Below are 23,528 nucleotides of genomic sequence, written 5' to 3' on the forward strand. Positions count from 1 at the left end.
CCCCAGACCCGTCACCGGGTAAAGGTCTGGCCCAAGGCCGTTTCGGCCCCTTGGACGATATCGCGCAGGATATCGGCGGCGGGACTGACCGTACCGATCAGCCCCGCCACCTCTCCGACAAAGGCGTTGGCAGTGCGAGCATCCCCCGCGGCCACCGCCGCCTGCCAGTGCGGCAACTCTTCCGCCAGCGCGGCGCGCAACCCGTCGGGGTCGTCATGCCAGCGGTCGGTGAAATCGTTGCGCAAGACACGGCCCGTATAGCGTTTGGGCCAATCATAGCCGCGCATGATGTCCGTCACGGTGCTCCGCAGCGTGTCGTCGCCGCTGGCCTTGAGCGCGGCCTCTCGCATCGCGGGATGCACCAGCGCCTCTTCCGAGGCCCAGAAGCGCGAGCCGACGACCACACCGTCGGCCCCCAGCATCAGCGCCGCCGCCAACCCGCGCCCATCCGCGACGCCGCCTGCGGCGCAGAGCAGCACCTCGGGCGCATGGCGGGCGATGTGATCCGCGACTTCGGGCACGAGGGTAAAGGTCGCGCGTTTCTCGCCGTGGCCGCCAGCCTCGGCCCCTTGGGCGACGATGATCTCGGCCCCCAGATCAATCGCATGGGCGGCATCGCGCAGGGTTTGCACCTGACAGATCAACGGCACCTTTGCCGCGCGGATCGCGGGGAGGAACTCTGCCGGGTCGCCGAAGGAAAGAAAGATCGCCGAGGGATCACGGTCGAGCGCTTGTTCCAGCGCCTGCGGATGCTCGCGCAGTTTCCAAGTGATGAAACCGCAGCCGACCGATTGGTTACCCGCCACATCCATCTGCTCGGCGATCCAATCGCCGGCATCATAAGCCCCGCCGATCATCCCCAAACCACCCGCGCCTGAGACCGCCGCCGCGAGCCGCCCGCCTGCGGCGAAGGCCATCGGCGCTTGGATAATCGGGTGGTCGATCCCCAGCCGTTTGGTCAGCCGCGTGATCAGCATCGCCTACCGCCCCGCCAGAATGGCATCAGCGGCCTTTTCGGCGATCATCACCGTCGGCGACGCCGTGTTGCCCGAGACGATCTTGGGCATGATCGACGCGTCCACCACGCGCAGACCGCCTAAGCCATGCACCCGCAGATCGCTATCGACCACCGCCATCGGATCGCTTCCCATCTTGCAGGTGCCGACGGGGTGGAAAATCGTCGTGGCGATGTCGCGCGCCTTGTCGAGCAGGTCTTCGTCGCTCTGCACGGCGGGGCCGGGCAGGATTTCCTCGGGCGCATAGGGGTTCAGCGCCCTGGCCGTCATGATGTGACGCGCCTGTTTCATCGCCGTGACCGCCACGCGTTTGTCATTCTCGGCAGAAAGATAGTTCAGCCGGATATCGGGCTGCACCGCGCTGTCGCGGCTGGTCAGATGGCAACTGCCGATGCTTTCGGGCCGCAGGTTACAGACCGAGACGGTGATCGCGGGGAAAGGGTGCAGCGGATCCCCCAGCTTGTCGGTCGACAGGGGTTGCACGTGATACTCCAGATCCGGCGTCTCAAGCGCGGGGTCGGACTTGGTGAACATGCCGAACTGGCTGGGCGCCATCGCCAAGGGACCGCTGCGGCGCAGGAGGTATTCCAGCCCCATCCGGCCCTTCCCCCAAATCGAATGGGTCATCGTGTTGAGCGTTTTGGTGTTCTGCACCTTGTAGACAGTGCGGATTTGCAAATGATCCTGAAGGTTCTCCCCAACGCCGGGCAGATCGTGCAGCGTGTTGATCCCCATGCCGCTCAAAAGGACACCTTGCCCGATCCCCGACAGCTCAAGGATCTTGGGCGAATTGATCGCCCCCGCTGAAAGCAACACTTCGCCCTCGACCTCGGCGCGCATCGCGCGGCCCTTATGGGTGAAACGCACGCCGGTCACACGCTTGCCGTCCAAGACCAACCCATCGGTATGCGCATGGGTGATCACCCGCAGGTTGGGGCGCTTCATCGCCGGGCGCAGGAAACCGCGCGCCGTGTTCCAGCGCACCCCGCCCTTCTGGTTCACCTCGAAAAAGCCCGAACCTTCATTGTTGCCATCGTTGAAATCGGCCCGCGGCTCGATCCCGAACTCCCGCGCGCCGTCTTGCACGGCCTCCAGAATATCCCACCGCAGGCGCTGCTTGCTGACCTTCCACTCGCCCCCCGCGCGGTGCATGTCGCTGCCGCCCGCATGGTGATCCTCGGATTTCAGGAAATAGGGCAGCACGTCGTCCCAGCTCCACCCGGCATTGCCCAGTTGCCGCCAATGGTCATAGTCCGCCGCCTGCCCGCGCATGTAAATCATGCCGTTCACCGAAGAGCAGCCGCCCAGCACCTTGCCCCGCGGATAGGCCAAAGAGCGCCCGTTCAACCCCGCCTCAGGCGCGGTTTTCATCATCCAATCCGTGCGCGGATTGCCGATACAGTAAAGATACCCCACCGGAACCTTTACCCAGTGATAGTTGTCATCCCCCCCGGCTTCGAGCAGCAGAACCCGATTGGCCCGATCGGCGCTGAGACGGTTGGCCAAGACACAGCCCGCGGTGCCCGCACCGACAATGATATAGTCATAGCGGCCCTCTAGCTGCGTCTCATCGTTCATGCTGCTCTCTCCCGATATTCTGTCCCGCCTCCCCGGCCCGTCATTGGTAGAGCGCGCGGTGACGGGTCACAATCCCTGTCGTAAATCGCGCGGCCTCCCGCGGCCTTTGCCGCAAAGCCACATTCACCGCGCTTTGCATGCGCGGCGAATCCGTTTGTTGATTTTTTCGACCCATGGGTGAATATGACCGGATTGGACATACCCCCCCCCGCGATGCGCGACGTTCATTTCGGGGAAAAATTTTGCCGCCATTTGGTGGCCAGAAACAAAGGCTTGAACTGGTGCGGCGACCCGAATTCATACTCTTTCTCGGATGCCTTGCCATCACCTTTGGGGTGTTCCTCTACAGCAGTCGCAGCAATGATGCCGCCGCCGACCGGGCCTTTGATCGCATCGCCGAGGAAAGCCTGAAAAGCCTTGATGCGCGAATGCATACCTATCTGCAAAGCCTCAATGGCATCGCCGCCTTCATGAACGCCTCTGACGAGGTGACGGCCAGCGATTTCGCGCATTATGTCGATACGCTGGAGATCGACAGCTTCCTGCCCGGCATCAACGGCATCGGTTTTGTTGCCCCCGTCGCCAGAGGCACCGAAGAGGCGTTCATCGAAAAGGTCACCGCCCTCGGGATCGAGGATTTCCGGATTCACCCCGACACCGGCAATGCCGAGAAGATGGTGATCCAGTATATCTACCCCCAAGGGCCGAATGCAGAGGCCGTGGGCCTTGATATCAGCTTTAACGAAGACCGCCGCCGCGCCGCCCTGCGCGCCCGCGAGACGCGAGAGCCGAAGCTCACCCCGCGCATCCTGCTGGTGCAGGACAAGACGCGCCAGCCCGGCTTCCTGCTGCTGCGCCCGGTCTTTGCCGCCGACAACAGCCCGGCGCAGGAGACCGCCGGTTTCATCGGTTGGGTCTATGCGCCCTTTGTCGGGGCCAACCTGCTGTCCGGGCTGACCCCAGCTCAGGGAGAGTCCTATGACATTCAAGTCTACGATGGGCTGACCACGGCCCCCGAAAACCGGATTTTCGACAGCACGCCCGAAGGCATCGCCACCGGCCACCACAGCATCACCCAGACCATCGAACGCTTTGGCCGCCCCTGGACCGTTGTCCATGTCAGCACCGCCAGCTTTGACCGCGCCACCCATAGTGCCGTGCCGGAAATCCTGCTGGTTTCCGGCATCCTGCTGGCGATCCTGTTCTTCGTGGCCTTCCGCAGCCTGCGCCAGCGCAGCGCCGCACTGAGCGAGCTTGCCGTGCTGCGCGAACGCCAGATCGACGCCCATGAAGAGGAAAACCGCGCCGTTATCGAAAACGCGGTGACGCCCATCTTCTTGCTCGACAGCAATGACCGGGTGCTCTTTGCCAACCAAGCGGCGCTGGTCTGCTTTGGCTATGGGCATGAGGCGCTCAAGGGGATGGAGTTTGGCGAACTCGTCACCGATCTGGTTGAGGATCACGACCACGAACAGGTCAACGCGGCGGGCAAGACCTGCTTTGGCCAAGACCTCAAGCTTAATCTGCAACGCAACAATTGGACCACCCACACCGGCGAACGGCGGGTGACCGCAATCGTGCGTGACCTGACCTCGGAACTGGCGGTGCAGGATGAGCTGGCGCGGAACAAGGCGCTCTATGACCTCGCCCTCGAAGGCGCGCAGATCGGGGTTTTCGACATCGACCTGCGCACCGGCAAATCCGAGGTGTCCGACACATGGCGGCGCATTCTGGGGATGGCGGATTTCGAGCGGCTGCCCGACCCGCAGGGGGAATTCCTCAAACGCGTTCACCCCGATGACCTGCCTCTGCTGACCCAGACCGATCAGGCCTGTATCTCGGGGCAGCAACAACGTTCCGTTACCGAGTACCGGCTGAAGATCGGCACCGGTGAGTGGCGCTGGATGCGCTCTGACGCGGTGGTGACCGAACGCGATGAGAACGGCACCGCCCTACGGATGGTCGGCACCCAGACCGATGTGACCGACATCGTCCACGCCCGCAACGCGCTTGAAACCAGCGAGCGGCGGTTTCGCCAAGTGCTGGCCGCGGCCCCGGTGGGCATGGCGATCTTGGGCGAAGGCGGCGTGTTCAACAGCGTCAACAGCGCGCTTTGCACCCTTTGCGGCTATAGCGAAGAAGAGCTTTTGTCGAACACCAAACTGGGCGATCTGATGCCCGAGGGCGATCTGCAAAAGCTCTACGGTGAGGTGCGCGGGCTGGTCGATTCCCGCAGTTCGCAGACCTATCAGGCCGAATACCGCATCACCCACAAGCTGGGCTATGAACGCTGGGGCCTGTTCAACGTCTCTTGGACCTATGACAAGAACGCCCGCGGCTATGTCTTTATCGTTCAAATCAACGACATCACCGACCAAAAGAAGCTGGAACAGATCAAGAGCGAGTTCGTCTCGACCGTCAGCCATGAGCTGCGCACGCCGCTGACCTCGATCAAAGGCGCTTTGGGGCTGATCGACACCACGGACAACAACCGATTTCTCCCCGCGCATATCCGGCTGATCGACATCGCCCGCAGCAATGCCGACCGCCTGTCGCATATCGTGAACGACATTCTTGACCTTGAGAAGATTTCATCGGGCGAAGTGCAGTTCGACTTCCATGATGTCGATCTGAACAAGGTGATCACCGACTCGGTCAACGAAATGTCGCCCTTTGCGATCACCCATAACAACACCTTGGGCCTGCAACTGCCCGACAAGCCGCTGACGGTTCGGGTGGATGAAAGCCGCACCCGGCAGGTGCTGGCCAATCTAATCTCGAACGCCTGCAAATACTCCGATGCCGAGAGCGAGGTGCAAATCCGCGCCGAGCGGCTGGGGGACCGGGCCATCGTCTTTATCCAGAACACCGGCCCCGGCGTACCGGAAAACTTCCGCCCGCGCATCTTTCAGGCTTTCTCGCAGGCTGATGGCTCCGACACCCGAGCCAAGGGCGGCACCGGGCTGGGGCTCAACATCACGCGGCAGATCATCAAGCGCCAAGGCGGCACCATCGGATTTGAAAGCATCCCCAACGGCGTCACCGTCTTTTGGTTCACCTGCCCCATCGCCGAGGCGCAGACCGCGCAAACGCCCGCCAGCCCCGACGTGGAAGCAGAGGAGCGGGACACCAAGCTGCGCGTGCTGCATATCGAAGACGACATCGACTTTGCCGAGGTGATCCGCACCGGGTTGGACAGCGTGGCGGAGGTGACTAATGTCACCAACCTTGCCCAAGCGCGGAAGTTGATCGGCCAGGATGAACTCGACGTCGTGATCCTTGATTGGTCCCTGCCCGACGGCGATGCACGCTCTTTGTTGGAAGATATCACCCGCCTGCATCCCGCGGCCAAGATCATCAGCCTTTCCGCGGACAACAACCGCGAACCCGACCCCCGCGTGGGGATCAACCTTGTCAAATCACGGAGCGGGATCAGCTCGGTGGTCAACTCAATTACGGGGACAACCGCCCGCGCCTCTTAACCGGCGCATTATAAACCGTGGCATTTCAGCGGAGTGACGCTAAAGTGCGACATGCCATATTATTGCCAATATGCTCTGGCATTTTGATTAAATTACAATGCACAAGTCATGCTATAGTTTTAAGCATGTCCGCTTCGGGGCGAGGAATTCCAAGTGTCGTCAAAGCCATTTACCAAGCGTACCGCCGCCACATTTTTTCTGGGCACTGCCATTTCCGGCAGCTGGTACACCGCAACATCCGCAATTTTCGCGGGCCAAATGGGGGAGGTTATCCCCGTCGTCGGTGCGATCATTCTGGCGGGTCTCACGCCCTTTGCCGCGACCGCATTGCAAGCAAACCCGCAGTCTCCTGCCGATAATTCAGATATGGAACAAAGGCTTAAGGCGTTCGACAGCCATGCCATTGTGAATATCGTTGATACGGGCGGGATGCTGGAACAGGTCAACGACCGTTTCATCGAACTGACAGGCTACACCCGCGATCAATTGATCGGCCAGCCTGTGTCGATGCTTTACCAAGAAGAGTTTCGCGAACTTGCCGAAGAGATCCGTGCCACCCTGATGGCTGGCAAGACGTGGCAGGGCGAAACCCCGCTGCGTTGCGCCGATGGCCGGGTGATCCAGACGCAGTGCACTGTGATGCCACTTTTCGACAAAAAGGGCGCTTGGGCCGGGTCGATCTCGGCCCGTACCGATGTGACCCATGCCAACGAACTTTTGGCCGAACGCGACACGGCGGAAACGCTCTATGAGTTGCGCGATGACATCTGGATCGTCGACGCCGAGACAGAGCGGTTCAGCTATATGAACCGCGTCGCCATGAGCCGCACCGGCTGGAGCAAGGACAGCTACCGCACGCAAACGCTCGAAACCCTGACCGAGGAAAGCGACAACCCGGCCCTGCTGGACGCCTGCCGCGCGCTGAAAAAGTCGGGCAAAGCGATGACGCAGTTCGACACGCAACTGTTTGGCAACCATTTCCAAGTTACGATCAAGCTACTGCCCACCGGCGGGGCGGCGGGGCGGTTCCTGATCATGCTGCATGACATTTCGGATATCATCAATGAAGAGCGGATGAAGTCGGAGTTCATCTCAATGGTCAGTCACGAGCTACGTTCGCCCCTGACTTCGATCAAAGGCTCCATGGGGCTGCTCTTGTCGCGGGCGGCGGGCGAATTGCCCAGCAAGGCGCGTGCCTTGCTGGAGATCTCTCACCGGAACGCCGACCGGCTTGTGCTGATCATCAACGACATCCTCGATCTTGAGAAAATCGCCAACGGGCGGCTGGAATTCAATCTTGAGGAAGTCGACATCGCCGAGCTGCTTCATGAGACCAGCGCCGCCAACGCCTCGCTTGAGCAGCGCCACGGCGTGCGCATTCAGGTCGAAGGCACCGACGACCTGCAGACAGTGACCACGGATCCGAACCGGGTCATTCAAGTGCTGACGAACTTCCTGTCGAACGCGGCCAAATTCTCCAAACCTGGGGAGCGTGTGACCATCCGCGCCGAAGAGAATGACGACGAATTGCGCATCTCCGTGGCGGACCGTGGCCCCGGCATTCCGGCTTCCGAGCAGCACAAGGTGTTCCAGCGGTTTGCCGATCTGTCCAATTCCAACCGGGCCGACAAAGGCGGCACCGGGCTGGGCCTTAGCGTTTGCAAAGCCATCGTCGAGAATCTCGGCGGTAAAATAGGTTTTGACAGCCGTGAGGGATTTGGTACGACATTTTACTTTACCCTGCCGAAGAAAAATTCTCAGGTAGCGGCAGAGGAACCGGCCGCGTTGCTGCGCGAAGCCTCCTAGAGAGAGTATGGAATGATCAAACTGCTGCACGTCGAGGATGACGCCGATATTCGTGAAATCGCGCTGATGGCGCTTGAGCTAAGCGGCGATTTCGACGTCGTCCAATGCGAGACCGGGGAAGCGGCGCTGAATCAGGTTCAGTCCTACACGCCCGATGTGATCCTGCTCGATATGATGATGCCCGGCATGACCGGTCGCCAGACGCTTGAGAAGATGCGCGAGATGGAAAGCCTGCGCGACGTGCCCGCGATCTTCATGACCGCCCGCGCCCAGCATAATGAGATCGAAGAGCTTCGTGATCTGGGGGCGGCTGACGTGATCAGCAAACCCTTCGATCCGATCTCGCTGGCGGATCAGGTCAAGGCGGCAATGCAGGCAGGCTAAGCCGACTTGCCTTTGGCCTGCCCTTGCGGGCGGGTTTTCGATAAATTGTCAGTAAGTTTGGTCCGGCTCAATACCGGTCGCCGCGCCCTTAGGCGTTGGCGTCGATTTCCTGACGGCAATGGGCGACGAACCCATCCAGTTCCGAGATGATCTCGATCGGGCAATCCGCGTGATTGGCGCGCGGCCCGGCCAGATGCTCGACAATCTGCGTTTCGCATTTGCGTGCCAGACGGCCCAACTCTTCGAAGCCGAGCGACCCGGCGCTGCCCGCGATCTGGTGCAGAATGGCCTGCGCGCTGGCAAGATTGCCTTTGATCTCGTCCACGGTGGTCCCGTCCCAGGCGGCCAGACCATGGGTTGCGATCAGCGTCTGACGCTCGTCCAGCATTTCGACAAAGCGCTGTCTGATGCGCTCTATGCCGGGAAGTTCCGCTAACATTTTAGTCATGCTTGTTGATCATTCTGCCAAAAATCATTGAGCGATCTCGTATGCGCCTCACTGGCGGCTTCTGCACTCGCATGGGCCTGCGCCAGCGCATCCATGACGGAATTGCCGCTCTTCCAGATCAGCCGCACGGCCTCTCCCGCGCTGACACGCGGGTGAACACGCTCGCCATTATTGTCGAACAATTCGGTTTGAGACAACTCAAAGTTAACCGCATCCATCAAACCGCCCATATTCGGGCGCCAGCCGCTCTCCGTAACGCATACGAAAGTGCCATTGCCCGCGTAGGACATCAGCACCTGATGATCGACGAGCGTATCGGACAGGATTTCGGCCACATCTGAGACAAGGCTATAGAACTCGAAAGAGGTCATCGTCGCGTGGAACGCATCGACCTCGCGGATGGTGAAGGCGAAGGCGGTGGAGCCGAAAAGCGCGCTGCGCGACAGTTGGGCGACGTAGTTCTCCATCGCGGTATAGTCGATCACATTGTCCACGTCATAGATCGGGACCGGCTCGAACAGCTCCATATGCGTCGCCTGATCGGCGATGGTCTTGGCGGCGAAAATCTTCTTGGTCCGCTGCTGACGCTCTTTCACCATGCCTTCGACCAGCCCGATGCGGGCTTTCAGTTCGGCAATCTCGAAAGGCTTGGTCACATAGTCGGTCGCCCCGGCGGCAAAGGCGGCGTCGATATAGCGTTTGTCGGACATCGCGGTGAGCATCAAGATCGGCGTATCGGCATGGCGCGCCGAATTGCGGATGTGCTGCGCCAGTTCGATCCCATCCATGCCCGGCATCTGAATATCAAGCATGAAGCAATCAATCGGCCCGAGATTGGGATCGCCCAACATATCAACCGCATGCAGAGCCGATGGGGCGGTCGTCAGGTCATGCGCGCCGATGATCTCTACAAATTGCCCAAGCAATTCGAGGATAATCGGATCGTCATCCACCGCCAGAATTCTCATTACATCTCTCCACAGATAAAAAACTTTGGGCCCCAAACTGGACGGACCGCTGCTTTCTCCTAATTTCTCTGGGAACTGTGGCCTAATTTTGGCGAATTCTTAGTAAATAGGCGACAAACCGGGGCACTGTTTCCATATCGGGGGAATTTGGCCCGATGAACGGCCCTGTTTACCGTTTTTTCATTTCTGATCGGTCTAGCTGCAGCACCTCTCGCGGAGTGTGATTCCCTCCAATGCAAACGGCCCGACGTTTCCGCCGGGCCGCTCAAGTGTCTCGCAGATTTGAGCCTTAGCCTAAGGTCGCCTTGATCGCGTCGGCGGTGACCCCCACGACCTTGTCCGCTTCTTCGCGGGTCAGGCAGAAGGGCGGCGCGAAACCGATGATGTCGCCTTGGGGCATGGCGCGGGCGATGACACCGGCCTTGACCATATCGCCGACGATGGTCGGCACCACTTTGCGCGCCGGATCAAAGGGCGTGCGGCCATCGCGGTCTTCGACCAGCTCCACGGCGCAGAGCATGCCTTCGCCCCGGATGTCGCCCACCTTGGGGTGATCGCCCAATGCCGCCTTCATCTGGGCATTCAGATAGCCGCCCACGTCCGAGGCATTCTCGATCAGCTTCAGATCGTCGATCAGCTTGAGGTTCGCGATCCCCGCAGCCGCGCCGATGGGATGGGCCGAATATGTCCAGCCGTGCCCGATGGGGCCGTTTTCATCGGTGCCCTGCTCCAGCACCTTCCACATCTTGTCGCCCACGATGGAGCCCGACAGCGGCGCATAGGCCGAGGTCAGCCCCTTGGCGATGGTGATCAGGTCAGGCTTCATCCCGTAGTGATCCGAGCCGAACATCGACCCCAGACGGCCAAAGCCGGTGACGACCTCATCCGCGACCAGCAGGATGTCATGCTTGTTCAGCACCTCTTGCACGGCGGCCCAATAGCCCTCGGGCGGGGGCACGATGCCCCCGGTACCCAGAACCGGCTCCCCGATGAAGGCGGCGATGGTGTCGGCCCCTTCGCGTTCGATCAGCGCTTCCAACTCGCCCACCAGATGGGCGGTGAACTCCGCTTCGCTCATATTGGCGTCAGGGCGGCGGTAGTAATAGGGCGCGTCGGTGTGGACCACCTGTGCCAGCGGCAGGTCGAATTTCTTGTGAAACAGCTCCAACCCGGTCAGCGAGCCGGTCACCAGACCCGAGCCGTGATAGCCACGCCAGCGCGAGATGATCTTTTTCTTCTCGGGGCGGCCAAGGATGTTGTTGTAGTACCAGATCAGCTTGACGTTGGTCTCATTCGCGTCCGAGCCACCAAGGCCGAAATAAACCTTGCTCATGCCTTCGGGCGCGCGGTCGAGAATCATCTTGGACAGGGTGATGCTCGCCTCAGTGCCATGGCCGACGTAGGAGTGATAATAGGCCAGTTCATGCGCCTGCTCGGCAATCGCCTCGGCAATCTCGGTGCGGCCATAGCCGACGTTCACGCAGTAGAGGCCCGCGAAAGCGTCGAGCAATTCGTTGCCGTCACGGTCGGTGATATGGCTGCCTTTGGCGGTCTTGATCACACGGGTCGGGCTTTCGCCGCGGGCGTGCTGCGCCAGATGGGTGGAGGGGTGAAAGAAATTCTCACGGTCCCATTGTTCGAGCATATCGTTCTTCAGCATTGGTCTTTCCTTTCTTCCGGCGCGGCTTTGCGCCGTATCTTTTAAATCTTAGGCCCAGTCACGGCAGACGTATTTGACTTCCGTAAAGGCTTCGAGCCCCAGCCGCGATCCCTCGCGCCCGATCCCCGATTGTTTCGTGCCGCCAAAGGGGATCGGCGCGCCGGTCACCTTGGTGCGGTTCACCGCCACCATGCCGAAACTGAGCGCCCGGCTGGCACGGTAGATGCGGCGCGGGTCTTGGCTGTGGACATAGGCCACCAAACCATACTCCGTGTCATTGGCCCGCTGGATCGCCTCATCCTCGCTGTCGAAGGCCGCGATGGCGGCCACAGGGCCAAAAGTCTCTTCGCGCATGATCAGTGCATCCGCAGGCACATCCGCCAGCACCGTTGGTTCAAAGAACAGCGGCCCCGCCGCATGACGTTTGCCACCACAAAGCAGCCGCGCCCCACGGTCAAGCGCATCTTTGACGTGTTCCTCTTGTTTGGCCACGGCCTTTTCGTTCATCAACGGGCCGATGTCGGGGTCATCCGCGCCGATGCCGACGGTGAGCGCTTCGGTCGCGGCGGTGAACCGCGCGCAGAAGGTGGCATAGCTGTCGCGGGCAATGAAGAAGCGGTTCGCGCCGAGGCAGTCCTGACCGGAGGTGGCGAACTTGGCCTTGATCGCCTCTTCGACGGCGCGGTCCATATCGGCATCATCGAACATGATGAAAGGTGCATGGCCGCCGAGCTCCAGCACCAGACGTTTCACGCTGTCCGATGCCTGACGGTACAGTAGCTTGCCAATCTCTGTGGACCCGGTGAAAGAGATGGCCCGCACGCGGGTGTCCTCCATCCACGGTTTCACGATCTCGGGCGCCTCGCCGGTGACGACGTTGAACACCCCTTTGGGCAGCCCTGCCTGTTCGCCCAATTCGGCCAGCGCCAGCGCTGAGAAGGGCGTTTCTGCCGAAGGATGCGCCACCACGGTGCAGCCCGCCGCCAGCGCCGCCCCCGCCTTGCGGGTCAGCATGGCAGAGGGGAAGTTCCACGGCGTGATCAGCGCGGCCACGCCCACCGGCTCGCGCCAGATTTCCACCTCGGCATCTGGCAGATGCGAGGTGACGCCTTCGATATTCGGGCGGCGGGCCTCTTCGGAATAGAACTCAAAGAAGGAGGCCGCATAGTCGATCTCGCCGCGCGATTCCGAGATGGGTTTGCCCTGTTCGGCGGTCATGATCCGCGCCAGATCCTCGCGGTTCTCCAGCATCAGGTCGCGCCAGCGCCGCAGGATCGCGCCGCGCTCTTGCGGCAGAAGGCCCGACCAATGGGGAAAGGCAGCATGGGCGGCATCCACCGCGCCGCGGCTGTCCTCGGCGCTAAGCTTGGCCACCGCGCCCAGCACTGCGCCGCTGGCCGGATCGGTCACGTTGAAATCATCGCTCTGCGCCCCCGCGACCCATGCGCCATCGACATAGGCAAAGTGGCGGGCCAGCGCGCCCCGCGTCAACGCGGGCAGACCATCGGCGGGGGTTGGGATCATCTTGGTCATTGGGCACCTCCTTGGGATGAATTGCCCCGAAGGTAAGGCAGGATGCGGCGCGGGTTTGTCCGAATATCAGCCGATCGGCAGGAGGTTTTGCGGCGCAGCCCCCGGCCCGCCGGAAAAACTACGGCGGCTCAGCTTTCGCCCTCGGGCAGCAGCAGCGACAGCGGCAACGGTGCCGATTTAACCGATTTGGTGACGACATAGGTAAAGTAGCGGCTCAGCCCGGCCTGCTGATCCAACAGCGCGTCCATCAGACGTTGATAGCTGTCGATATCGCGGGTGACGACCTGTAGCAGATAGTCAAAGCCGCCGCCCAAGGCCCAGCACTGCACGATCTCATCATGCTGCGCGATCACGGCCTCGAACCGCTGGAATGCCTCGGCCCGGTGATTGCCCAATTCGGCCTGCACAAAGACGGTGACATGCGGCGCGATGCGGCGCAGGGCGACATGGGCCTGATAGCCGGTGATGATGCCCGCAGACTCCAACCGCGCCAGCCGTTCGCCGCAGGCGGTGGGACTAAGATTAACCTTGTCGGCAAGCGCGGATTTAGCGATGCGCCCCTCGCGAGAGAGGATCGACAGCACCGCGATATCGCGCTTATCGAGTTTGACAAAGCTCATATCCGCTTCATGCGAGCGCATGCCGGACTTGTCAATTGTCATGATTGTGGTGATCATCCAGATCATGACAAAATGGCGCCCAGACCCCGGATCCCTGACCCGCCCTGCCTATCGTTCACTCGTTCAGGCGATTGAAACGGCAATACAGAACGGCGTGCTCAAACCCGGAGACCGCCTGCCGACGCAGCGCCAGATGGCCTTTGACCTGTCGCTGAGCGTGCAGACCGTCAGCCGCGCCTATGATAAGCTGGTCGAGGCGGGCAAGATCGTCGGTGAGGTCGGGCGCGGCACTTTCGTGCGCGCGGCGAGCGATGAGATCTCCATGCCCTTCGTCAGCCGCAAGGCCGCCGGGCGGCTGTTGGATATGTCGATCCTGAAACCTGTGCTGGATCACGCCCATGAAGAGGCGATGCAAAAGACGCTCCGCGCCATGGCCCGCTCCCTGCCCCGCGCGATGATGGGCGGGTTTCGCCAAGACCTCCGCGCCGGGGACAGTAGCAGCGCAGTGCGGCGCTGGCTCTCGCTCTGCGGGCTAGATCTGGAGGGGATGGCGGTGATCCCCACCAACGGCAGCACCAGCGCGATGACCGTGGCAATGATGACAGCGGCGCAACCGGGCGATCTGGTCGTCAGCGAAGACATCGGCCATCACACCCTGCGCCCCCTCGCCCGTTTTTTGGGCATCCGCCTGCAAGGGGTGACCGTCGACGCGGGCGGCATCTGCCCCGAAGCGCTGGAGCGGATCTGCGCGAAAGAGCCGGTGAAGGCCGTCTACCTGATCCCCAATGGCGCCAATCCGCTGGCCTTTACCATGACCGAAAGCCGCCGCGCCGCGGTGATCGAGGTGGCAAGACGCCATGACCTGCTGATCATCGAGAACCAATCATGGGGGCCGCTGCAAGACGCGCCGCCGCCGCCAATGGCCGCAATGGCCCCGGAACGGGTGCTCTATTTCACCAGCCTCACCAAATGCCTGCTGCCGGGGCTACGGGTCGGCTATCTTGTGGTGCCGGATCACCTCTGCGCCTCGGCGGCCAACCGGCATATGGTGACCAGTTGGATGGCCACCAATATGATGACCGAGATCGCCGGCCGCTGGATCGAAGAAGGCACTGCCGAAACCCTGCTCAACCGTCAGCAATTGGCCCTGCGCGACCGCGCCGATTTCGCCGCCAATGTGTTTCGCGGCCTCGACATGCGGACCAGTTCGAACGGGCTGCACCTCTGGCTGCCTTGTCATAATATTTACGAAGAGGCCGAACTGGTCAAATCCATCCGCGAAAGCGGGGTCGCCGTGGCCAATGGGGCCAGTTTCGCCATCGGCCCACCAGACCGCCACCCGGGGCTTCGCGTCTCGATCGGGGGGCAATCCTTTCCCGAATTCGCCCGGGGGATTCGCATGATCGATGCAAGATTACGCAACAGGGGTGGGGCGGAATGACTGTGAGAGCGTCTCAAATTGTCATGGATCAATATTCACATTGACATGATTGGGATCGGTTTAAATGATCTACCAGTCAGGACATTAGTTTCGCTGCGGCCTTTGTGCTGCGCGGGCAATAAATGAAAGGGAGACAGATGGCTAATTTCAAGACCGTTATCACCGGGGGTATCCTCGCAGCCGTGACAAGCGTCGCAGGCGCGGCCTCCGCCGACACGTGGCGCTATGCATTTGAAGAGGCACTGGACGAGGTGCAGGGCAAATACGCCCAGAAATTCAAGGAAGAGGTCGAAGCGAACTCCGACCACGAAGTGCAGCTTTTCCCCTATGGCACATTGGGTGAATCCGTTGACACGATGGAACAGGCGCAGGCCGGCATCCTTCAGTTCGTGGACCAATCCCCCGGCTTCACCGGCGCGCTGATCCCCGAGGCGCAGGTCTTCTTCGTGCCCTACCTGCTGCCGCAGGACGACGAGGAACTGTTCGAGTTCTTCCGCACCTCCAAGGCCATCAACGAAATGTTCCCCGAGCTTTATGCAGAGCAGGGTCTGGAACTGCTCAAGATGTTCCCCGAGGGTGACGTTTGCATGACCACGCAAGAGCCGGTCAAAACGCCCGAAGACCTTAACGAGGTCAAGTTCCGCGTCATGACCAACCCGCTCTTGGTCGAAAGCTACAAAGCCTTTGGTGCCACGCCGACACCGCTGCCATGGGGCGAAGTCTATGGCGCGATGCAGACCGGCATCATCCAAGGTCAGGAAAACCCCGGCTTCTATCTGGAATCCACCAAGATGTATGAGGTGACCGAGGTCATCACCTGCATCGGCCACAACAACTTCACCACCGCTGTGATGGCCAACAAGGATTTCTACGACGGCCTGTCCGACGCGGACAAAGAGGTGGTTCAGAACGCCTCTGACGCGGCATTCGATTATATCCTCGAATACCAGTCCGGCCTGCAGCAGAAATCGCTGGACAACATCGCCAAGGCGAAGCCCGACATGCAGATCAACATCCTGTCCGAAGAAGAGCGTCAGCCCTTCAAAGACAAGGCCGCATCGGTCGAAGAAGCCTTCATCGAAATGACAGGCGACAGCGGCAAGGAAATCCTTGAGCAATTCAAGGCAGACCTTGAAGCCGTCAAGTAAATACCTTTCTCACCCTCCGGCATCGCCGGGGGGTGACCTTATTTTGACGCGATCCATTTGAACCATCTACGGGATGACGCCGGTGACGGAAGACAACCACAGTTCGCAACTGCAATCTCAGACAGATACCACCGGCACCGATGACGCCCCCGTGGGCACCTATAAATCCACCCTCCCCGGCCCTCTGGGCACGATCGACAACGCGATCAGCTGGCTTGAGTCCGTGATGCTCGCCGCTGGGGTATTGCTGATGGCCGCGAATACAATCGCCAATGTGGTGGGCCGTTTCGTCTTTCAAAGCTCGATCTTCTTTTCCGAAGAGCTGAACAGCGTCCTGATCATTCTCATCACCTTTGCGGGCATCTCCTATGCCGCGCGGCATGGGCGGCATATCCGCATGTCGGCGATTTTCGACGCCCTGCCACCGCGCCCGCGCAAAGTGCTGATGATCTTCATCGCCTTCGTCACCGCCGTCTTCATGTTCGGCCTCGCCTGGTACGCCCTGCAATACATCATGACCCAAGCCGGGCGGGGCCGCCTGCTGCCCGCGCTGCAAGTGCCGGTCTGGTGGACGCTGGTCTGGGTGCCTTTCGGCTTTTTCATGACCGGGCTGCAATACCTGCTAACCGCGATCAAAAACATCATCGAACCAGATATTTACCTGTCGACCAGCGTTCTCGAAGGCTACGACGACAACGAGCGGGAGGTCTGAGCCATGGCCGTCACCATTTTCTCTGTCATGGTCGTTCTGCTGCTGCTCGGCTTTCCCATGATGATCCCCCTGATCGTGGGGGCTTTCGTCGGTTTCTATTCGCTCTTCGGCGGTTTCGGCCAGCTTGAGACGATGGTGCAGCAGATGATGGCGGGGGTCAGACCCGCCTCGCTGATCGCCGTGCCGATGTTCATCTTTGCCGCCGACATCATGACACGGGGCCAATCCGCCGGGCGGCTGATCGATATGGTGATGTCCTTCGTCGGCCATATGAAGGGCGGTCTTGCCGTCGCCACCGCTGCGGCCTGCACCATGTTCGGCGCGGTCTCGGGCTCCACACAGGCAACGGTCGTCGCCGTTGGCTCCCCGCTGCGGCCCCGGATGCTCAAGGCGGGCTACAAAGACAGTTTCGTGCTGGCGCTGATCGTGAACTCCTCCGACATCGCCTTCCTGATCCCGCCGTCCATCGGGATGATCATCTACGGCGTCGTCTCTAACACCTCGATTGCCGAGCTGTTCATCGCAGGCATCGGGCCGGGTCTGCTGATCCTCGCGCTCTTCTCGGTCTATTCCGTGATCTACGCCTACCGCCACAACGTCCCCACCGAAGAGAAAGCGACATGGGGCGAGCGTTTCCGCGCGGTGCGTCAAGCGCTCTGGCCCCTGGGCTTCCCGGCGATCATCATCGGCGGCATCTACGGCGGTGTCTTCTCCCCAACCGAAGCGGCAGCGGCCTGCGTGCTCTATGCCATTTTCCTTGAGATGATCGTCTTTCGGGAAATCGACTTTGCCGGCATCTATGAGACCGCGAAATCGACCGGGCTGATTACCGCTGTGGTCTTCATCCTCGTCGCCGCGGGTGCGGCATTCTCTTGGGTGATCTCCTTCGCGCAAATTCCGCAAGCGGTGCTGACCGGCATCGGGATCGACAGCATGGGGCCGATTGGCGTGCTCTTCGTGATCTCGGCGGCCTTCTTCATCGGCTGTATGTTCGTGGACCCCATCGTCGTGATCCTCGTCTTCGTGCCGATCTTCGCCCCGGTCGTGGACTCGGTCGGCCTCGACCCGGTGCTGGTCGGCACCGTCATCACGTTGCAAGTCGCCATCGGCTCGGCCACGCCGCCCTTCGGCTGTGACATTTTCACCGCCATCGCGGTCTTCAAACGGCCCTATATGGAGGTCATCCGCGGCACCCCGCCCTTCATCATCATGCTGCTGAGCGTCTCGGTTGCCCTGATCTTCTTCCCGCAGATCGCCCTGTTCCTGCGCGATCTGGCCTTTGCGAAATAAGAGGAGAGCGTCATGTTCACCCATATCCTCGCCCCCTATGACGGCTCGGTGAATGCCGACCGCGCACTAATGAAGGCGGCAGAGATGGCCAAGCTGACCGGGGCGAAAGTGACGCTTTTGACGATCTACCGGCATCATTCGATGCTTGAGGCGTCGCTGTCGATGGTGCGGGTGAACGATCCGGGCAATATCGACGACGCGATGCAGGCCCATGCGACAGAGATCATCACCCACGGCAAGCAATTAATGAAAGACGCGGGCGTCGAGAATGTCCGCGCCTTCGTCCGCTCTGGCCGCCCCGCGCGGGCGGTAACGGAATTTGCCAAGAAACATGAGGTTGACCTGATCGTCATTGGCTCGCGCGGCCTTGGGGCCACGGGCGACAGCTATCTCTTGGGCTCGGTTTCTCACAAGGTTACGGGGCTCGCGAAATGCCCCGTGCTTGTCGTCTAGGTCAAAGGAATATTCAGGTGACACCCCCTGTGCAAAGCGAGACGCTTGGTTGCCGTTTGCGTGAAGATGATCTCGTGCGGTTGGGGGCGATGCTGCTGTCGACCGACATGACCTTTGAACGCGACGCCGCGCGGCTGATCGACCCGGCGCAGGCGGCGCTGCATGTGGCGCGGATCGCCTTTGAGAACCCCACCACCCCCGAACGGCTGCGCGCCATGACCCCCGATATGGCGCGCACGGCGGCGCTTTTGGTGCCGGGCATCCAGCTGTCGGCCATCGCCTTTTGCTGCACCTCGGCCTCGGTCGCCATCGGCAACCCGGCAGTGCGCGAGGCGATTGGCGAGGGGCTGCCCGGCGTGCCCGTCATCACCCCCGCCTCTGCCGCCATCGCAGGCTTTGCCGCGCTTGGCGTGACGCGGGTGGCGATGCTGACCCCCTATCTGCCGGAAACCGCCGCGCCGCTGGCCACCTATTTCAACGATCAGGGGCTAGAGGTCATGCGCAACGGGGCCTTCGCATTGGAAGACGACCGCGACATGGCGCGGATCGACGACGAAAGCATCATAAACGGCGCCGCTGCGCTGGATGGCGCGGAAGTAGAGGCATTTTTCCTCTCCTGCACCTCCCTGCGCGGCGTCGACGTGATCGACCGGATCGAAGCACGGCTGGGCAAGCCCGTCGTGACCTCTAACCAAGCGCTGTGCTGGGCGTTGCAACGGATGGGCGGGCTTTCGGGCCGCCCCGATGGCTATGGCCGTCTGTTCGACTGCGACATGCCAAGCGCCCATGCACAAGGCATCATTCCGTGATCCCGGCCCCTCTGGCCGGATCGCATTATTCGGGTAACCAGACATGAAAGGGGCTGGCCTATGACCACTTATGAGGCGAATTTTACAAACAGCGAGTACCAGCGCCGGGTCGACCGAACGCGCAAGACCATGGCCGCGCGCAATCTCGATGCCATCGTGGTCAGCGATCCGTCGAACATGTCTTGGCTCTCGGGCTATGACGGGTGGTCCTTCTATGTTTACCAAGCAGTGATCCTGACCCATGAGGGGGAGCCAGTCTGGTGGGGCCGCGGCATGGATGCGCTTGGCGCGCGACGAACGGTCTTCATGGAGGACGACTGCATTCGCGGCTATGACGATACCTACGTCCAGAACCCCGAAAAACACCCGATGGAAGACCTCTCAGCCCTCTTGAGCGAGATGGGGTTGGAGCAGGCGCGCATCGGCGTCGAGATGGATAACTACTATTACTCCGCCCGCGCACATGACACGCTCAAGACCAAACTGCCCAAGGCGACCTTCATGGATGCCACGGCGTTGGTGAACTGGGAACGCGCGGTGAAATCCGAGCGCGAGATCGAATATATGGAACGCGCTGCGCGGATCGTCGAGGAAATGCACGTTCGCATCCTCGAAGTCGCCGTGCCCGGCATGCGCAAGAACGATCTGGTGGCCGAGATCTATGCCACCGGCATTCGCGGCGCGCAGGGGTTCTGGGGCGATTACCCGGCCATCGTGCCAATGGCCCCCTCGGGCATGGACGCCACTGCCCCGCATCTGACATGGGACGACCGGCCCATGCAGCCCAATGAGGCGACCTTCTTTGAGATCGCTGGCGCGCATCGGCGCTACCAATGCCCCCAGTCGCGCACGCTGTTCTTTGGCGATGTGCCGCAGAAATACCGCGACGCAGAAAGCGCCGTGCTGGATGCGATTGACGCAGGTCTCGAACAGGCCAAGCCCGGCAACCGGGCCGAGGATATCGCCAATGCCTTCAACGCCACGCTGAACAAGGCAGGATTCGAGAAGGACAGCCGCTGCGGCTATGCCATCGGCATCAGCTACCCGCCCGACTGGGGGGAGCGCACCATCTCTTTCCGCCGTGGCGACAAGACGATCCTAGAGCCCGGCATGACCTTCCATTTCATGCCCGCGCTTTGGCTCGACGACGGCGGGCTTGAAATCACCGAGCCGATCCGCATCACCGAGACCGGCCATGAATGTTTCTGCACCACACCGCGAAAGTTGTTTGTTTCCGCATGACCAGCAATCCCATCACCCCGACCATCCCACTTGACCCACCCGGCGCGCATCACGGTTTCCTGCGCCTGCCCTACAGCCGCGACGACAGCGCTTGGGGGTCCGTGATGATCCCCATCACCGTCATCAATGGCGGCGACGGCCCCACGGCGCTGCTCACCGGCGGCAACCACGGCGATGAATACGAAGGCCCGATTGCCTTGCAGGAACTGGCCGCCACACTGGACCCGGCGCAGGTCACCGGTCGCGTCATCATCCTGCCGATGATGAACCAACCCGCCTTCGCCGCAGGCCGCCGCTGCTCGCCCATCGACGGCGGCAATATGAACCGCAGCTTTCCGGGCAGCCCGGGCGGCACGGTGACCCAGAAGATCGCGCATTACATCGCCACCGAACTGGTGCCGCTGGCCGATATCGTGCTTGATTACCACTCTGGCGGGCGCACGCTGGATTTCCTGCCCTTCGCCGCCGCCCATATCCTGCCCGACAAGCGGCAGGAAGCCGCTTGCATGGCCGCGATGGAGGCGTTCAACGCGCCCTACTCCATGAAAATGCTAGAGATCGACAACCGCGGCATGTTCGACACCGAGGTCGAGGAGCAGGGCAAGGTTTTTGTCACCACCGAATTGGGGGGCGCGGGCACATCGACGGCCAAGAGCATCGCCGTCGCCCGCAAGGGTGCGCGCAACCTGCTGATCCATGCGGGCATTCTGAAAGGGGAGCCGGAGGTGGCCGAAAGCGTGATGCTCGACATGCCTGATGGGCGCTGCTTCACCTTTAGTGAGACCATGGCCCTGTTGGAGCCGCTGGTCGATCTGGGCGATGCGGTGACCGAGGGCCAGCCCATCGCCCGGCTCTGGCCCAGTGACCGAAGCGGTCAGCCAGCGATCCTCGCCCACGCGCAGCTTAGCGGCATCCTGACCGCCCGGCATGTGCCGGGGCTGGTCAAGATGGGCGATTGCATCGGGGTGGTGGCGCAGGTGGTCTGAGCCACCCGCGCCCGCCTCATTCGTCGACGGGGAAGTAGCAAGCCGCCGGATGCGGTGCGCCCTCCAACGGGGGGCGCTCTTTCCGGCAGACGTCCTGCACCTTCCAGCAGCGCGGCGCAAAGGGGCAGCCCTCGGGGATCGCCAGTGGGGAGGGCAGCTCGCCCTGCAACTTGATCCGCTCCTTACCGCCCTCGGGGTCGGCCCGCGGCGTGGCCGACAGAAGGGCCGCCGTATAGGGATGGCGCGGATTGTCGAAAACCTCGTCCTTCGGCCCCTTTTCCACCGCGCGGCCGAGATACATGACGATCACGTCATCGGCCACGTGGCGCACGACCGACAGGTCGTGGCTGATGAAGAGATAGGCCAGATCCATCTTCTCCTGCAGGTCCACCAGCAGGTTCAGGATCGCCGATTGGATCGACAGGTCGAGCGCGGAGACAGGCTCGTCCAGCACCAGCACCTTGGGGTCGAGCATCAGCGCCCGGGCCACCGCGATGCGCTGGCGTTGCCCGCCCGAGAACATATGCGGGTAGCGGTCGTAATGCTCGGGTCGCAGGCCCACGAGGCGCAGCATCTCGCGCGCCTTCTCTTCGCGCTCCTTCTTGGACATGTCCTTGCGGTTGATGACCAGCGGCTCCTGCAGGATCGTGCCGATCTGCTGGCGCGGGTTGAGCGAGCCATAGGGGTCTTGGAACACGATCTGCACATGCTGGCGCAGGTCCGCCCAATCCTCGGGGCGCACCGGCTTGCCGTCGAGCGTCAGCGACCCGGCGGTCGGCTCTTCGATCATCGTGACCATGCGCGCCAGCGTGGATTTGCCACAGCCGCTTTCACCCACCACCGCCAGCGTCTTGCCGGGATGCAGTTGGAAATCAAGACCGGCGACGGCCTTGAGCGTCTGGGTCTTGCGCAGGAAGCCGCCACCAACCTGATAGTGACGCTGCAGCGCGTCGGCGGTCATTACGGGGGAAGTCATGACGCGACCCTTTCATCGGTGTTGAGAGGATAGAAACAGCGCGCCTTGCCGAGGTCTTCGCCCAGGGGCGGCGGGTTCTCGGCGCGGCATTTGTCGTTGGCGAACTTGCAGCGCGGCGAGAAGAGGCACCCCGCGGGCCGGTCGAACTGGCCGGGCACCACGCCGGGGATCGTCGGCAGGCGCTTTTCGGTCGCGCGCTCGGGCAGCGCGTCTAGCAGCGCCGCCGTATAGGGATGGTGCGGTTCGCGGAAGAGCGGCAGCACCTGCTGCTCCTCGATCTTTTGACCGGCATATTGCACGCTGACGCGCTCGGCGGTTTCGGCCACCACACCCATGTCATGGGTGATCAGCACCAGCCCCATGCCCGTCTCGTCGCGCAGCGAGGTCAGCAGGTCGAGGATCTGCGCCTGAATGGTCACGTCGAGCGCGGTGGTCGGCTCATCCGCGATCAAGAGCTTCGGCTTGCACGCGATTGCCATGGCGATCATCACGCGCTGGTTCATCCCGCCCGACATCTGGTGCGGGAAGACCGACAGGCGCTTTTCCGGGTCCGGAATGCCGACCTGCTCGAAGAGTTCAATCGCTCGCTTGTGCCGCTCGGCCCGGTTCAGGCCCAGATGCACGCGCAGGGATTCCTTGATCTGCCAGCCTACCGGGAAACAGGGATTGAGCGAGGACATCGGCTCTTGAAAGATCATCGCCAGATCATTGCCGACGATCTTGCGCCGGGCGCGTTTGTCCATGGTCAGCAGGTCGTGGCCGTCGAAGGTCAGCTCATCGGCGGTCACCGTGGCGGTCCAGGGCAGAAGCCCCATCAGCGCCAGCATCGAGACCGACTTGCCCGAGCCGCTTTCACCGACGATGGCGAGGATCTCACCGGTGTCGACATCCTGGTCGACGCTGTCCACGGCGCGGAACTTGCCCGAGGCGGTGGCGAAATCGACCGAGAGGTTGCGGATACGCAATAGAGACATCA

At 61.7% G+C, this 23,528-nt stretch carries 21 protein-coding genes; 11 read left to right on the forward strand and 10 right to left on the reverse strand.

All coding sequences use genetic code 11. From position 1 onward, the window contains the following. Positions 1-11 precede the first annotated feature (11 nt). The 3 genes from ACGYLI_RS07960 to ACGYLI_RS07970 all read right to left on the reverse strand — a co-directional run bounded on the left by ACGYLI_RS07960 (position 12) and on the right by ACGYLI_RS07970 (position 3,028). The gene (locus tag ACGYLI_RS07960; protein ID WP_394418624.1) at positions 12-977 is read right to left on the reverse strand and encodes an NAD(P)H-dependent flavin oxidoreductase; all 966 of its coding nucleotides are present in this window, start codon (positions 975-977) and stop codon (positions 12-14) included. A gap of 3 nt (positions 978-980) precedes the next feature. After that, positions 981-2,594, reverse strand: a complete 1,614-nt coding sequence (locus tag ACGYLI_RS07965; protein WP_394418626.1) for a GMC family oxidoreductase — start codon at positions 2,592-2,594, stop codon at positions 981-983. A 224-nt stretch (positions 2,595-2,818) separates the two neighbouring features. Next, a complete protein-coding gene (locus ACGYLI_RS07970; RefSeq protein WP_394418628.1) occupies positions 2,819-3,028 on the reverse strand; it encodes a hypothetical protein in 210 nt (69 codons plus the stop codon). Here ACGYLI_RS07970 and ACGYLI_RS07975 point away from each other — a divergent pair. The 3 genes from ACGYLI_RS07975 (at position 3,023) to ACGYLI_RS07985 (ending at position 8,266) form a co-directional block, all read left to right on the forward strand. Then, positions 3,023-6,076: a CHASE domain-containing protein gene (locus ACGYLI_RS07975; RefSeq protein ID WP_394418630.1), complete on the forward strand. Its 3,054-nt coding sequence runs from the start codon at positions 3,023-3,025 to the stop codon at positions 6,074-6,076. The genes ACGYLI_RS07970 and ACGYLI_RS07975 overlap by 6 nt on opposite strands. A 366-nt stretch (positions 6,077-6,442) precedes the next feature. Continuing rightward, the gene (locus ACGYLI_RS07980; RefSeq protein WP_394418632.1) at positions 6,443-7,882 is read left to right on the forward strand and encodes an ATP-binding protein; all 1,440 of its coding nucleotides are present in this window, start codon (positions 6,443-6,445) and stop codon (positions 7,880-7,882) included. Between the two features lie 12 nt (positions 7,883-7,894). Next, positions 7,895-8,266, forward strand: a complete 372-nt coding sequence (locus ACGYLI_RS07985) for a response regulator (RefSeq protein WP_067261066.1) — start codon at positions 7,895-7,897, stop codon at positions 8,264-8,266. Positions 8,267-8,354: 88 nt separating this feature from the next. Here the strand turns inward: ACGYLI_RS07985 and ACGYLI_RS07990 are convergent, their stop codons facing one another. The 5 genes from ACGYLI_RS07990 to ACGYLI_RS08010 form a co-directional block, all read right to left on the reverse strand. Further along, positions 8,355-8,714 (reverse strand): Hpt domain-containing protein, encoded by a 360-nt coding sequence (locus ACGYLI_RS07990; RefSeq protein WP_394418634.1) that lies wholly within the window; start codon positions 8,712-8,714, stop codon positions 8,355-8,357. Then, on the reverse strand, positions 8,711-9,682 hold the full coding sequence (locus ACGYLI_RS07995) for a PleD family two-component system response regulator (RefSeq protein WP_168612990.1): 972 nt from the start codon (positions 9,680-9,682) through the stop codon (positions 8,711-8,713). The genes ACGYLI_RS07990 and ACGYLI_RS07995 overlap by 4 nt, the downstream gene beginning before the upstream one ends. Before the next feature lie 289 nt (positions 9,683-9,971). After that, positions 9,972-11,342, reverse strand: coding sequence for an aspartate aminotransferase family protein (locus ACGYLI_RS08000; protein WP_271692586.1), 1,371 nt, complete (start codon positions 11,340-11,342; stop codon positions 9,972-9,974). A 48-nt stretch (positions 11,343-11,390) separates the two neighbouring features. Next, entirely contained in the window at positions 11,391-12,875 is a 1,485-nt protein-coding gene (locus ACGYLI_RS08005) for an NAD-dependent succinate-semialdehyde dehydrogenase (protein ID WP_394418636.1), read from the reverse strand. A 128-nt stretch (positions 12,876-13,003) separates the two neighbouring features. Further along, on the reverse strand, positions 13,004-13,537 hold the full coding sequence (locus ACGYLI_RS08010) for an Lrp/AsnC family transcriptional regulator (RefSeq protein WP_394418638.1): 534 nt from the start codon (positions 13,535-13,537) through the stop codon (positions 13,004-13,006). 22 nt (positions 13,538-13,559) lie between these two features. Between ACGYLI_RS08010 and ACGYLI_RS08015 the strand changes: the two genes are divergently transcribed. The 8 genes from ACGYLI_RS08015 (at position 13,560) to doeB (ending at position 21,576) form a co-directional block, all read left to right on the forward strand. Continuing rightward, the gene (locus ACGYLI_RS08015) at positions 13,560-14,936 is read left to right on the forward strand and encodes a PLP-dependent aminotransferase family protein (RefSeq protein ID WP_394418640.1); all 1,377 of its coding nucleotides are present in this window, start codon (positions 13,560-13,562) and stop codon (positions 14,934-14,936) included. Between the two features lie 137 nt (positions 14,937-15,073). Continuing rightward, positions 15,074-16,084 carry a TRAP transporter substrate-binding protein DctP gene (gene dctP / locus ACGYLI_RS08020; protein WP_394418642.1) on the forward strand — a complete coding sequence of 337 codons (1,011 nt, stop codon included), beginning with the start codon at positions 15,074-15,076 and terminating at the stop codon, positions 16,082-16,084. A 73-nt stretch (positions 16,085-16,157) separates the two neighbouring features. After that, positions 16,158-16,796, forward strand: coding sequence for a TRAP transporter small permease (locus ACGYLI_RS08025; RefSeq protein ID WP_197470835.1), 639 nt, complete (start codon positions 16,158-16,160; stop codon positions 16,794-16,796). Between the two features lie 3 nt (positions 16,797-16,799). Continuing rightward, entirely contained in the window at positions 16,800-18,086 is a 1,287-nt protein-coding gene (locus tag ACGYLI_RS08030; RefSeq protein ID WP_067262546.1) for a TRAP transporter large permease, read from the forward strand. A 12-nt stretch (positions 18,087-18,098) separates the two neighbouring features. After that, entirely contained in the window at positions 18,099-18,539 is a 441-nt protein-coding gene (locus ACGYLI_RS08035; protein ID WP_067262549.1) for a universal stress protein, read from the forward strand. Positions 18,540-18,556: 17 nt separating this feature from the next. Then, positions 18,557-19,348: an ectoine utilization protein EutA gene (locus ACGYLI_RS08040; RefSeq protein ID WP_394418644.1), complete on the forward strand. Its 792-nt coding sequence runs from the start codon at positions 18,557-18,559 to the stop codon at positions 19,346-19,348. A 60-nt stretch (positions 19,349-19,408) separates the two neighbouring features. After that, positions 19,409-20,590 (forward strand): ectoine hydrolase DoeA, encoded by a 1,182-nt coding sequence (gene doeA / locus ACGYLI_RS08045; RefSeq protein ID WP_394401580.1) that lies wholly within the window; start codon positions 19,409-19,411, stop codon positions 20,588-20,590. Further along, entirely contained in the window at positions 20,587-21,576 is a 990-nt protein-coding gene (gene doeB, locus ACGYLI_RS08050; protein ID WP_394418646.1) for a N(2)-acetyl-L-2,4-diaminobutanoate deacetylase DoeB, read from the forward strand. The genes doeA and doeB overlap by 4 nt, the downstream gene beginning before the upstream one ends. A gap of 16 nt (positions 21,577-21,592) precedes the next feature. On the opposite strand, the gene ACGYLI_RS08055 is transcribed toward doeB, so the two are convergent. After that, a complete protein-coding gene (locus ACGYLI_RS08055) occupies positions 21,593-22,552 on the reverse strand; it encodes an ABC transporter ATP-binding protein (protein ID WP_394418648.1) in 960 nt (319 codons plus the stop codon). Then, a complete protein-coding gene (locus tag ACGYLI_RS08060; protein WP_394418650.1) occupies positions 22,549-23,526 on the reverse strand; it encodes an ABC transporter ATP-binding protein in 978 nt (325 codons plus the stop codon). The genes ACGYLI_RS08055 and ACGYLI_RS08060 overlap by 4 nt, the downstream gene beginning before the upstream one ends. Between the last annotated feature and the right edge of the window lie 2 nt (positions 23,527-23,528).

The sequence above is a fragment of the Sulfitobacter sp. 1A13421 genome, assembly GCF_043557285.1.
GTDB classification, from domain to species: Bacteria; Pseudomonadota; Alphaproteobacteria; order Rhodobacterales; family Rhodobacteraceae; genus Sulfitobacter; species Sulfitobacter faviae.